At 53.5% G+C, this 12683-nt stretch carries 13 protein-coding genes; 4 read left to right on the plus strand and 9 right to left on the minus strand.

The features are described from left to right. Nucleotides 1–34 precede the first annotated feature (34 nt). From mliC to pdxY, 4 genes are all read left to right on the plus strand, one after another. Entirely contained in the window at nt 35–364 is a 330-nt protein-coding gene (gene mliC, locus J4645_RS05560) for a C-type lysozyme inhibitor (protein WP_001132086.1), read from the plus strand. Between the two features lie 58 nt (nt 365–422). After that, on the plus strand, nt 423–1079 hold the full coding sequence (gene pdxH / locus J4645_RS05565; RefSeq protein WP_001282334.1) for a pyridoxamine 5'-phosphate oxidase: 657 nt from the start codon (nt 423–425) through the stop codon (nt 1077–1079). 126 nt (nt 1080–1205) lie between these two features. Then, entirely contained in the window at nt 1206–2480 is a 1275-nt protein-coding gene (tyrS, locus tag J4645_RS05570) for a tyrosine--tRNA ligase (protein WP_000168626.1), read from the plus strand. 59 nt (nt 2481–2539) lie between these two features. After that, nucleotides 2540–3400 carry a pyridoxal kinase PdxY gene (gene pdxY, locus J4645_RS05575; protein WP_000789732.1) on the plus strand — a complete coding sequence of 287 codons (861 nt, stop codon included), beginning with the start codon at nt 2540–2542 and terminating at the stop codon, nt 3398–3400. Between the two features lie 58 nt (nt 3401–3458). Here the strand turns inward: pdxY and gstA are convergent, their stop codons facing one another. From gstA to rsxA, 9 genes are all read right to left on the minus strand, one after another. Then, entirely contained in the window at nt 3459–4064 is a 606-nt protein-coding gene (gstA, locus tag J4645_RS05580) for a glutathione transferase GstA (RefSeq protein ID WP_000765727.1), read from the minus strand. Nucleotides 4065–4168: 104 nt separating this feature from the next. Further along, nucleotides 4169–5674, minus strand: a complete 1506-nt coding sequence (dtpA, locus tag J4645_RS05585; RefSeq protein ID WP_000100910.1) for a dipeptide/tripeptide permease DtpA — start codon at nt 5672–5674, stop codon at nt 4169–4171. Between the two features lie 601 nt (nt 5675–6275). Next, nucleotides 6276–6911: an endonuclease III gene (gene nth / locus J4645_RS05590; RefSeq protein WP_001030318.1), complete on the minus strand. Its 636-nt coding sequence runs from the start codon at nt 6909–6911 to the stop codon at nt 6276–6278. Continuing rightward, nucleotides 6911–7603 carry an electron transport complex subunit E gene (locus J4645_RS05595; protein WP_023214684.1) on the minus strand — a complete coding sequence of 231 codons (693 nt, stop codon included), beginning with the start codon at nt 7601–7603 and terminating at the stop codon, nt 6911–6913. Before J4645_RS05595 ends, nth begins: the two co-directional genes overlap by 1 nt. Before the next feature lie 2 nt (nt 7604–7605). Next, complete coding sequence (rsxG, locus tag J4645_RS05600; RefSeq protein ID WP_000920817.1) at nt 7606–8226, minus strand: electron transport complex subunit RsxG; 621 nt, start codon at nt 8224–8226, stop codon at nt 7606–7608. A gap of 3 nt (nt 8227–8229) precedes the next feature. Next, entirely contained in the window at nt 8230–9288 is a 1059-nt protein-coding gene (rsxD, locus tag J4645_RS05605; RefSeq protein WP_000231889.1) for an electron transport complex subunit RsxD, read from the minus strand. After that, nucleotides 9289–11487, minus strand: coding sequence for an electron transport complex subunit RsxC (gene rsxC, locus J4645_RS05610; RefSeq protein WP_023215490.1), 2199 nt, complete (start codon nt 11485–11487; stop codon nt 9289–9291). After that, the gene (gene rsxB / locus J4645_RS05615; protein ID WP_001092600.1) at nt 11480–12058 is read right to left on the minus strand and encodes an electron transport complex subunit RsxB; all 579 of its coding nucleotides are present in this window, start codon (nt 12056–12058) and stop codon (nt 11480–11482) included. The genes rsxC and rsxB overlap by 8 nt, the downstream gene beginning before the upstream one ends. Beyond that, the gene (gene rsxA / locus J4645_RS05620; RefSeq protein ID WP_000133179.1) at nt 12058–12639 is read right to left on the minus strand and encodes an electron transport complex subunit RsxA; all 582 of its coding nucleotides are present in this window, start codon (nt 12637–12639) and stop codon (nt 12058–12060) included. Before rsxA ends, rsxB begins: the two co-directional genes overlap by 1 nt. Nucleotides 12640–12683: the final 44 nt, after the last annotated feature.

A 12683-nucleotide genomic window follows, 5' to 3' on the forward strand; every position in this document is an offset into this window, starting at 1 on the left:
TTTGCCCTTCCAGAAGCAGGAGAGCTTTCGGGATATGCCTATGAAAAAGATCGCAATAATGTGTTTACCTGTGCTGCTGACCGGCTGTAGCGTTTATCAACAATTTGTTGAACGTATGCAAACGGATACGCTGGAATACCAGTGTGATGAGAAGCCGCTTACCGTTAAAGTCAATAACCCGCGTGAAGAGGTCAGTTTTGTTTATGACAATAAGCTGCTGACCCTGAAGCAAGGAATCTCGGCCTCGGGCGCGCGTTATACCGACGGGATTTATGTTTTCTGGTCGCAAGGCGAGAGCGCCACGGTCTATAAACGAGACAGAATTGTGCTTAATAACTGTCAGTTACAAAATCCGAAGCGTTGAGATTTTCAGTATGGGGGCGCACAATAGCGCCACCCACTGTTTATTTCTGATCAACGCCATGTCTGATAACGACCAATTGCAGCAGATCGCGCATCTGCGCCGTGAATACACGAAAGGCGGCTTGCGTCGCCGCGATTTACCCGCTGAACCGTTAACCTTATTCGAGCGCTGGCTTGGGCAAGCGTGCGACGCCAGACTGGCCGATCCGACGGCAATGGTCGTGGCGACCGTAGATGACAAGGGGCAACCGTACCAGCGTATTGTATTGCTCAAGCATTATGATGAAAAAGGCCTGGTCTTTTATACCAACCTGGGAAGCCGCAAGGCGCATCAGATTGAGCACAATCCGCGTATCAGCCTGTTATTTCCCTGGCATATGCTTGAACGCCAGGTGATGGTGACAGGCAAAGCCGAGCGTCTCTCCACACTTGAGGTGGTGAGGTATTTCCACAGCCGTCCGCGCGACAGCCAGATTGGCGCATGGGTCTCTAAACAATCCAGCCGCATTTCCGCGCGCGGTATCCTCGAAAGCAAATTCCTGGAGCTCAAGCAGAAGTTTCAACAGGGCGAAGTGCCGTTACCCAGCTTCTGGGGCGGTTTTCGCGTGAGTATCGAACAGATGGAGTTCTGGCAGGGCGGCGAACATCGTCTGCACGATCGCTTTTTATACCAACGCGACGACGGCGCATGGAAAATCGACCGTCTTGCGCCCTAAAGATGCAAAAATCTTGTTTTAAGCACTGGTGCGGATGAATCCGCCGTTTTATGCTATGTCTCTTTCGCGTCTGGCGAAAAGTCGTGTACCGGCAAAGGTGCAGTCGTTTTATACATGGAGATTTTGATGGCAAGCAGTAACTTGATTAAACAATTGCAAGAGCGGGGGCTGGTAGCCCAGGTGACGGACGAAGACGCGTTGGCAGAGCGACTGGCGCAAGGCCCGATCGCGCTCTATTGCGGCTTCGATCCTACCGCTGACAGCTTGCATTTGGGGCATCTGGTTCCATTGTTATGCCTGAAACGCTTCCAGCAGGCAGGGCACAAACCTGTTGCGCTGGTAGGCGGCGCGACCGGTCTGATTGGCGACCCGAGCTTCAAAGCCGCCGAGCGTAAACTGAACACTGAAGAGACCGTTCAGGAGTGGGTGGCGAAAATTCGTAAACAGGTTGCCCCATTCCTGGACTTTGATTGCGGCGAAAACTCCGCTATCGCGGCCAATAACTATGACTGGTTCGGCAGCATGAATGTGCTGACTTTCCTGCGCGATATCGGTAAACATTTTTCCGTTAATCAGATGATCAACAAAGAAGCGGTGAAGCAGCGTCTGAACCGTGACGATCAGGGTATCTCTTTCACGGAGTTCTCTTATAACCTGCTACAGGGGTACGACTTCGCTTGTCTGAATAAACTGCACGGCGTTGCCTTACAGATTGGCGGTTCTGACCAGTGGGGGAACATCACTTCCGGTATCGACCTGACCCGTCGCCTGCACCAGAATCAGGTATTTGGTTTGACCGTTCCACTGATCACCAAAGCTGACGGCACGAAATTCGGTAAAACCGAAGGCGGCGCTGTCTGGCTGGATCCGAAGAAAACCAGTCCGTACAAATTCTACCAGTTCTGGATTAACACCGCAGATGCCGATGTTTATCGCTTCCTGAAATTCTTCACTTTTATGGACATTGAAGAGATCAATGCCCTGGAAGAAGAAGATAAAAACAGCGGGAAAGCGCCGCGCGCGCAGTATGTGCTGGCCGAGCAGGTGACGCGCCTGGTTCATGGTGAAGAAGGGCTGGTCGCGGCGAAACGGATCACTGAATGTCTGTTCAGCGGTTCACTGAGCGCGCTGAGCGAAGCTGACTTTGAGCAGTTGGCGCAGGACGGCGTACCGATGGTTGAAATGGAAAAAGGCGCCGACCTGATGCAGGCGCTGGTAGACGCCGAGCTCCAGCCGTCACGTGGTCAGGCGCGTAAGACTATCGCCTCCAACGCTGTCACTATCAATGGTGAAAAACAATCCGATCCTGAATACATCTTTAACGATGAGGACCGTCTGTTTGGCCGCTATACCTTATTACGTCGCGGCAAAAAGAACTATTGTCTGATTTGCTGGAAATAAGGCATTAAGTAACAGGGAGTGAGAAATCACTCCCTTATTTTTGATGTTCAGGTAAAAAAATGAAGAATATCCTCGCTATCCAGTCCCATGTTGTTTTCGGACATGCGGGCAACAGCGCCGCCGAATTTCCCATGCGCCGTCTTGGCGCGAATGTTTGGCCGCTGAATACCGTTCAGTTTTCTAACCACACGCAATATGGTAAATGGACCGGCTGTGTTATGCCGCCCAGCCATCTGACTGAGATTGTCCAGGGGATTGCGGACATTGGCCAGTTAGCGCACTGCGACGCCGTACTTAGCGGTTACCTGGGATCTGCCGAGCAGGGAGAACACATTCTCGGTATTGTGCGCCAGGTTAAAGCGGCAAATCCGCAGGCAAAATATTTCTGCGATCCCGTGATGGGGCATCCGGAAAAGGGTTGTATCGTGGCGCCTGGCGTCGCAGAGTTCCATGTGCGTTATGCGCTACCCGCCAGCGATATTATCGCGCCTAACCTGATTGAACTGGAAATTCTCAGCAAACATAGCGTGAATAATGTGGATGACGCCGTGCAGGCGGCGCGTGAACTGATTGCTCAGGGGCCAGAAATTGTACTGGTAAAACATCTCGCCCGCGCCGGTTACAGTTCAGAACGCTTTGAAATGCTGCTGGTGACAGCGCAGGAAGCCTGGCATATTAGCCGTCCGCTGGTGGATTTCGGTTCACGTCAGCCGGTTGGCGTTGGCGATGTCACCAGTGGTTTATTGCTGGTCAAACTTTTGCAGGGCGCGACGTTGCAGCAGGCGCTGGAGCACGTTACGGCGGCAGTCTATGAGATTATGATCGCCACCAAAACGATGCAGGAGTACGAACTGCAGGTCGTGGCGGCCCAGGACAGGATCGCTAACCCTGAACATTACTTCAGCGCAACGCGGCTGTAATTATTGCTGTTAAAAAGAGGCCGGATGGCGGTACAGCGAGCTATCCGGCAACATGACATTAATTCAGTCCTTCCGCTTTAAGCGCTGCCGCAACGGTCGGTCTTTTTGCGACACGCTGCATATAACTTTCAATATGCGTTAACCCGTCCATATTCAGTTTTACGCCATAGGCCCAACGCAATACGGTAAACAGATAAGCGTCTGCAATGGTAAAACGCTGGCCGCAAATCCACTGGTCGTCTGAAAGCGACTCATCCACATACTGCAATTTCTTTTCCAGACCGGCGCGAACGGCGGGTTTGAGTGTTTCTGGCGTGTCAGGGCGGAACAGAGGGGTAAAGCCTTTATGCAGTTCCGTTGCAATATAGTTGAGCCATTCCAGCGTATGATAGCGAGCAAGACTACTTACCGGCGCCAGAAGCTGGCGGTCGGGAACGCTGTCGGCGAGATACTGCATAATGGCGACGCCTTCAGTCAACAGTGTGCCGTCATCCAGCAGCAGAGCCGGAACCTGTCCTTTAGGGTTGACTGCCAGGTAATCATCACCATTTTCCAGGCGTTTTTTTGCGAGATCGACGCCATCAAGCGTAAAGTCTTTGCCAATTTCGCGCAGGGTAATATGGGAAGCAAGAGAGCAGGCACCCGGTTTGTAGAACAGTTTCATCGGTAACTCCTTTTTGCTGAGGTTTAAAGTATGGTAGTGCGGGGACGAGCAAAAAAAAAGCCGCTAACGCACAGTTAGCGGCCTGAATGTTGTTTCCCGGAAAATTAAACTGTAGCGGCTTTAGAGCCTTTTTCAGCGGTATCATCGTCCTGGGTCATACGGTTCAGCTTAGGCGCTGTCAGCAGCATCAGGATGGCGATAACGGCGGTTGCTATGCCAATCTGCATAAATACGCGACCATAGACTTCCAGGGACATCAGTGGGTCAGTCACGTCGCTCGGCACAGCCATCAGGTTGGCGACATAACCGCCGATGATGTTAGCGCCTGCCGTTGTCAGGAACCAGCTACCCATGATGAAGCCCATCAGACGCTGCGGAACCAACTGTGCGACCATTGCCAGTCCCAGACCGGAGATCATCAGCTCACCGATACTTTGCAGGCCGTAGCTTGCGATCAGCCAGTTTACGGATACGATGCCGGCATCGTTCGCAAATTTGGCGCCCAGCGGCAGAATCAGGAACGCGCCGGAACACAGCACCATACCAATGGCGAATTTCATCGGCATCGGCAGCGTATCGCCCATCCTGTTATAGATAGCGGCCAGAATCGGGCTGCCGATAATGATCCAGAATGGGTTCAGCGCCTGATACTGTTCCGGTTCGAACGCGATACCGAGAATAGAGTGCTCGACGTTACGAATGGCAAAGAAGTTCAGCGACGTCGGCATCTGGCTGTACAGTACGAAGAAGATAATCGCCTGCAGCATCAAAATAAAGGCGACGATCATTTTACGGCGAGCCGCGCCGTGCATGGAAAACGCTTCTTTACCGAAGATAATGACGATGCCAAGAGCGATTACGCCCAGCACCATACGCGCGATATCCTGGTTGTGCAGCAGCCAGGTGGCGACCGCAATCAGAACGACAATACCCACGATTGTCAGCAGCAGATTACGGAAGTTGATCGGTTCAAAGTCGGGTTTGGAACCGTAGCTTTTCACCCAGCGCTGGCAGAAAGCAAAGTTAACGACGGTTATCAGCATACCGACGACGCTAAGCGCAAACGCGGTGCTCCAGCCATAACGCGCCGCCAGCCACGGCGTCGCCAGCATAGAGAAGAAGGAGCCGATGTTGACGGACATATAATACATCGTAAATGCGCCGTCGAGACGCGGGTCGTCCTTCGCGTAACAGGTAGACAGCAGGGAAGACGGGTTAGCTTTAAACAGACCGTTACCCACAGCGATAGCCGCCATGCCCATATAGACGATGCCAGCGTCATGACCAGACCATGCGACCAGCGCATAACCGATAGCCAGCACCACGGCACCCAGCATAATAACGCGTTTGGTGCCCAGAATTTTATCACCTAACCAACCGCCAATGGCGACCAGGCCGTACACCAGCGCACTGAAGGAAGAGAAAAGGGTGATGGAATCCGCTTCTGACATACCCAGTTGTTTTACCAGGTAGACGGCCATAATGCCTTGCAGGCCGTAATAACCAAAACGCTCCCATAACTCTATCGAGAAGATGAGATAGAACGCCTTCGGTTGTTTGAAAGCGTTCAAACTGACGCTCTCAGTTGGTTTTTTGTTTGCAGTAGACACTTTTACCTCTTTTTTACGCCCCGTATTAACAGGGATTGTCTGGCGCGTGATGAGTCAGACTCATCCGTCCGATTGTTATATTGGAGGGGAAACGGCAGGTAATGTTCACTATCTTTCCTCTCCAGACAAGAGCTTTGTAATAATCTGTTACATATAACTCTTCTGGTTGAATCGTCCGATGTCAGAAATGTTATCCAGCGTTAAATTTCTTCATTTGAAGAATGGCAGATTTTTACACTGCAAAAAGGCGATTGGTTTGGGTGAAAGGCGATATCTTCTGCTATTTAAGGTGAAAAGCAGTGATATAGGCCATTATCTGAAAAAATGGCAGAGTAATATTTTGTAGTGAAAACGGGGCGTCAGTCTATCCGGTTGTAAATGTAACCTTAGATGTCATTAAATTTCACATGAAGTTATCAAAGTGATCCTGATCACGGATAGATAGAAATTTTTGCGATTAAAAAAATGATTAACCTGACGTGGAGGGAAAACGAAAGCACATTACATCAGAAAAAGGACAGAGACTGGAATGATTGATGGCTAAAATAGATCCAGGCCGAAGGTGGGAGCGCGCTGGCGTGACGGACGCGCTCCGAGCATATCAAATATCGACTTTTTCTTTGTATTCGCAAAGGTCTTCAATGAGGCAGGAGCCGCAGCGGGGTTTTCGGGCGATACAGGTATAGCGGCCATGCAAAATTAACCAGTGATGGCAGTCCACTTTGAACTCATTCGGCACCACTTTCAGTAACTTCTCTTCTACCTGCTCGACATTTTTACCCGGCGCGAACTGTGTTCGGTTGCATACACGAAATATATGCGTATCAACGGCGATGGTCGGCCAGCCGAAGGCGGTATTTAGCACCACGTTAGCGGTTTTACGGCCCACGCCGGGAAGCGCTTCCAGCGCCGCCCGATCCTCCGGCACTTCGCCATTATGCTTGTCCAGTAAAATACGGCAGGTCTTAATCACGTTTTCCGCTTTACTGTTAAATAAACCGATGGTTTTGATATAGGATTTCACGCCTTCTACGCCCAGTTCCAGCATCGCGGCTGGCGTATTGGCGACCGGGTAAAGTTTGGCGGTAGCCTTGTTCACGCTGACGTCGGTTGCTTGCGCGGAAAGCAACACGGCAATCAGCAACTCAAACGGCGACGTGAAATTGAGTTCCGTTGTGGGGTGCGGATTGTTGTCGCGCAGGCGCGTCAGAATTTCCAGCCTTTTTGCTTTGTTCATCAGACTTTCCCTGTTTCACCTGCCGGAACAGCGGAAGGCGCGGTTTCGGCGCGGCGTTTCTTCATTTTTTCATCAATAAGATATTTTACCGCCAGCATGAGCCCCAGGCCGATAAACGCGCCTGGCGGTAGCATCGCCAGCAGGAAAGGCGAGTCGGTGTGAAATATCTCGACCCGTAATACTTTTGCCCAGCCTCCCAGCAGGCTATCCGCGCCATCGAAAAGCGTACCATTCCCGAGGATCTCGCGCAGCGAACCCAGCACGAACATCGCGCCTGTCGCGCCCATGCCGATGGAAAAACCGTCCAACGCGGAAAGCCACGATCCTTTTTTCGCGGCAAACGCTTCGGCGCGACCGACAACAATGCAGTTCGTTACAATCAGCGGAATAAAAATCCCTAAAGACTGATATAAACCGAACGCATACGCATTGATCAGCATCTGTACTGCGCTTACCACCGAGGCAATGATCATAACGTAAATCGGGATACGGATTTCTGCCGGCGTCCAGCGACGTAGTGCGGATACCGTAAGGTTGGTCAGCGTTAATACCAGCGTTGTGGCCAGACCCAGCCCCAGAGCGTTGGTTGCCGTAGACGTCACCGCCAGTAAAGGGCACAGGCCAAGTAGCTGCACCAGAGCAGAGTTATTTTTCCATAACCCCTGAACAACAATGTCTTTTATTTCGCTCATGGCTATTCTCCACAGGCGGTTAAATGGGGGAGCTGAGCGGGCAGTGATTCGGCGTACAGCCCGGCGCGTTTAACCGCATTCACCACGGCGCGCGGCGTTATTGTCGCCCCGGTAAATTGATCAAAATCACCGCCATCTTTTTTCACCGCCCAGTGCGTATCATTTTCACCGCTGATGGTTTTACCGCTAAAGTGGGTAATCCAGTCAGACAAACGGCGCTCAATTTTATCACCTAACCCTGGCGTCTCATGATGTTCCGTCACGCGCGTCCCCAGGACGGTACCGTTGAAATCTGCACCAACAATAAGCTGGATAGCGCCGGAATAGCCATCTGGCGCGGTGGCCTCAATGATGGCCGCTACGGGTTTATCATCCTTGCGAGCGATAAAAACACGATGTGTGCCTTTGCCGAGGGCGGGCGCATCGACCAGATAACAGCTATCTTGCAGATTATTATTGTAACGATCTGGCGGCAATACCTGATCGAACAGGGCATGCTGTTGTTGCAGCGCTTGTTCGTGGATGGTTGATTTTGTCATCTGATTAATCACCGCAGTCAATCCCGTAGAACCTGCGGCAAAAAGCGCCAGCGTAATACCGTGTTTACGAATCGTTTTCAGCATGGTTTATCCTTTGCGATGTCCATAGACGCGGGGGCGCGTGTAGTAGTCGATCAGAGGAACCGTGATATTCGCCAACAGGACAGCAAAAGCAACGCCGTCCGGATAGCCGCCGAAGCTACGAATCAGCCACACTAATACCCCAGCCAGCGCGCCGAAAATTAAACGTCCACGGTTGGTCGTGGAGGCGGTAACCGGATCCGTCAAGATAAAAAATGCGCCCAGCATGGTGGCGCCTGACAGCAGATGAAGCTGCGGCGAGGCCAGCGTAGCGGGCGAGAAAAGCCAACCTAACGCGGCGCATAGCGCCAGCGTCAGTAGAAAACTGACCGGGATATGCCAGCGGATAGCTTTTTGCCACAGCAGGAATACGCCGCCGACAAGCCAGGCGAGGTTAATCCACTGCCAGCCCACGCCAGCCAGCGCGCCGCTGTATATCGGGTACTGCATGATTTGCTCAACGGAGTGCCCGGCGCGCAAGGACGTTTTAAACGTATCCAGCGGCGTCGCCTGGCTGATACCGTCAATACCAATACGTAGCAGTGTCATATCGCCGCCGCTGGCGGTATGCCCGGTAAAAATCATCCGCAACGTGTCCAGCATATCGGGCGTTGTTGCGGCTATTTCATAAGGCGGCAACCAGCTTGTCATTTGCACCGGAAAGGAGATTAAGAGCACCACGTAACCGATCATTGCCGGATTAAAGGGGTTTTGTCCCAGCCCGCCATATAACTGTTTAGCGATAATAATGGCGAATCCGGTTCCCAGCACGACCATCCACCAGGGCGCGAGCGGAGGGATGCTGACCGCCAGCAAAAGCCCCGTCAATAACGCGGAATAATCCTGTAGGTGACTGGCGACCGATTGTTTGCGCAGTCTAAGGACAATGGCTTCCGCGACGAGCGCCGTGATGGCAGCCAGAACGATCTGGAAAAGCGTTCCCCAACCAAAAAACCACGTCTGCGCGGCAATCCCCGGCAGAGCGGCGATTAATACCAGCAACATGATTCGCGATGTCTGGCGCTGGTTATGGGTATAAGGCGAGCTTGCGATTCTGAATACCATTTAATCCTCGTTAACTACCTGCTGCTGTGCTGCTTTTTTTGCCTGAACGCGGGCGATCGCCGCAGCAACCGCGGCTTTACGCGGGTCGGCCGGTTCGACAGGTTCGCTTCCGGCCTGCTGCTCCTGCTTGCGGGCTTTGGCGCGGGCGATAGCCGCCTCCACCGCGGCTTTGCGCGGATCGACCGGTTCGCTTCCGGCCTGCTGCTCCTGCTTGCGGGCTTTGGCGCGGGCGATGGCCGCTTCCACCGCAGCTTTACGCGGATCGACCGGTTCGGCAGGTTCGCTTCCGGTCTGCTGCTCCTGCTTGCGGGCTTTGGCGCGGGCGATAGCCGCTTCCACCGCGGCTTTGCGCGGATCGACCGCTTCGGCAGGTTCGCTTCCGGCCTGCTGCTCCTGCTTACGGGCTTTGGCGCGGGCGATGGCCGCTTCCACCGCGGCTTTACGCGGATCGACCGGTTCGGCAGGTTCGCTTCCGGCCTGCTGCTCCTGCTTACGGGCTTTGGCGCGGGCGATGGCTGCCTCCACTGCAGCTTTACGCGGGTCGTCGCCGGGTATCGCGCTGTCAGCCATCGGATGAGTGGCTTGTTTAGCGCGCGCTTGCGCTTTACGCGCTTCACGGGCCGCGATGACGGCGCTATTGTCTGGCAGACTACCCGCCTGAATAACCACCGGTTGCGTGGCCTGCGCCTGTTTCTCTTTTACCCGCGCCAGCGCAGCGGCAATGGCATCCTGATCTTTTGCCGCTGGTTGTACCGCTGCGCTCTTATGACGTGCAAGGCGGGCGGCTTTTTCGCGCTCCAGTCTTGCCTGACGAGCCTCAAAACGTGCTTTGGCTTCGGCGGCGCGTTTTTCTTCAAGCCTGATCGCATTAATCTCCGCTTTTTCCTGACGGAAATATTGGACGAGCGGAATATTACTGGGGCAGACCCAGGCGCAGGCGCCGCATTCTATACAATCAGCAATATGGTGAGCGGTAGCCTTGTCATGCTGCTGCCCTTTGCTGAACCAATAAAGCTGCTGCGGTAAAAGGTCGGCAGGGCAAGCGTCAGCGCAAGCACTGCAACGAATACAGCTTTTCTCTTCCTGAGGCGCTCCCATTTCAGTCACGGATGGCGCCAGCAAGCAGTTGGTGATTTTTACGACCGGTACGTCAAGCCAGGGAAGGGTGAATCCCATCAACGGGCCGCCCATGATGACCATCTGGTCAGCGGAAGGGCAGAACCCGGCATCGTTAAGCAAATGACGAACGGGAGTGCCGAGCCGCGCCCAGACGTTACCCGGACGGCTTACCGCTTCACCCGTTAAGGTGACAACGCGTTCTGTGATCGGTTCGCCGTCAACCACGGCGCGTTTAACGGCATAAGCCGTACCGACGTTTTGCATCAGCACGCCAATATCAGAGGAGCGCCCGCCGTGGGGAACCTGTTTTCCCGTCAGTATTTGGGTGAGCTGTTTTGCGCCGCCGGAAGGGTATTTGGTTGGGATAACACGTAACGAAATATCGTGGGCGTCAGCCAGTACGGCGCGCAGCATGGAAATAGCCTGCGGTTTGTTATCTTCAATGCCGATTAATACCTCACGCGGTTGCAGAATATGCGCCAGGATGCGAATACCTTCCACAATCTGCGCGGCGCAGTCCTGCATCAAACGATCGTCCGCCGTAATGTAAGGTTCGCACTCTGCGGCATTGATAATAAGCGTGGTGATTTTATCGCCGCCGCCCTGCAATTTAACGCCGGTGGGAAACCCCGCGCCGCCAAGCCCGGCAACGCCATACTGATGAATGCGTTCAATGAGCGCTTCACGGCTGTGGGCGCGGTAATCAGACCAGCCCTCGCGTTCAATCCAGCGGTCCTCGCCGTCGGCATCAATGATGACGCTTAACTCCGCCAGCGCCGAAGGATGTGCCGTCGAGTGGGGGGCAATAGCGATAACCGTCCCGGAGGTGGGCGCGTGTACCGGCAGCATTCTCCCACGTCCACGGGTAAGCGCCTGGCCGCGTAGCACGCGATCGCCGACGCTAACGCACAGCTCGCCCTCAGCGCCAATGTGCTGTTTTAAAGGGATAACAAAGCGCGGCGCTAAAGGCACCTGGCGCAGCGGCGTGCCGTTTGACTGGGTCTTCATCTCGGGCGGATGAATACCACCGTCGAAATCCCAGATTTTATCTTTTCTGAAAGCGGAAAATAGTTTAAGCATGTTGTTCCACGGGAATGATGCGAACGGGAATGGTGTTCAAATCCCATTTCCAACTGTCGGGCGTCTCATTCACCGGACGTAATTCGATGCAGTGCGTCGGACACGGATCGACACACAGATTACAGCCAGTACAGAGATCGCTCATGACCGTGTGCATGGCGCGCGTTGCGCCAACGATGGCGTCAACCGGGCAGGCCTGAATGCATTTTGTGCAGCCAATGCAGTTATTTTCATCAATAACTGCCAGCATACGTACTGGCGCGGCCTGCTGTTCTTCACCATCGCATGGCTGCGGCTCTACGTTTAGCAGCTCTGCCATTTTCAGCATGACGGCTTCGCCGCCGGGCGCGCAACGATTGATTTTCTCGCCCTGGAGACCCACGGCTTCGGCGTAGGGGCGACAGCCGGGATAGCCGCACTGACCACACTGGCTCTGCGGCAAAATCGCATCGATTTTTTCAACAACCGGATCATCTTCAACCGCGAATCGGCGGGAGGCATAACCCAGAATGGCGCCGAACACCAGGCCCAGAAGGGTCAGGGCGCCAACGGCAATCCAGATAGTATTCATTACAACTTCACCAAACCACTAAAGCCCATAAAGGCCAAAGACATTAATCCTGCGGTAATCAATGCTATCGCGTTACCACGAAAAGGGGCGGGCACATCCGCCACGGCAAGGCGTTCGCGGATGGCGGCAAACAGAACCATCACTAATGAAAAACCGACGGCGGCGGAAAATCCGTACAGCGCCGACTGAAGAAAGTGATGACCGAGATTAATATTCAGTAACGCTACGCCCAGAACCGCACAGTTAGTGGTAATCAGTGGTAAGAAGATGCCTAACAAGCGGTATAACGCCGGGCTGGTTTTCCGTACAACCATTTCGGTAAATTGCACGACCACAGCAATGACGAGGATAAAGGCCAGCGTCCGCAGATAAATCAGATCCAGCGGAATAAGTATCCAGGTGTCGATAAGCCAGGCGCATATCGACGCCAGCGTCATGACAAAGGTCGTCGCGAGGCCCATCCCCATGGCGGTTTCCAGTTTTTTGGATACGCCCATAAAGGGACAAAGGCCCAGGAATTTGACCAGTACAAAGTTATTGACCAGTACAGTTCCGACAAAGAGCAGCAGGTAATCAGTCATGTTTCGGCCTGAAATAAAAAAGCCGCCTATTATCTGTCAAACTA

The organism is Salmonella sp. 32082101201600294FB01SM01 (genome assembly GCF_017572865.1).
Taxonomy (GTDB): Bacteria; Pseudomonadota; Gammaproteobacteria; order Enterobacterales; family Enterobacteriaceae; genus Salmonella; species Salmonella enterica.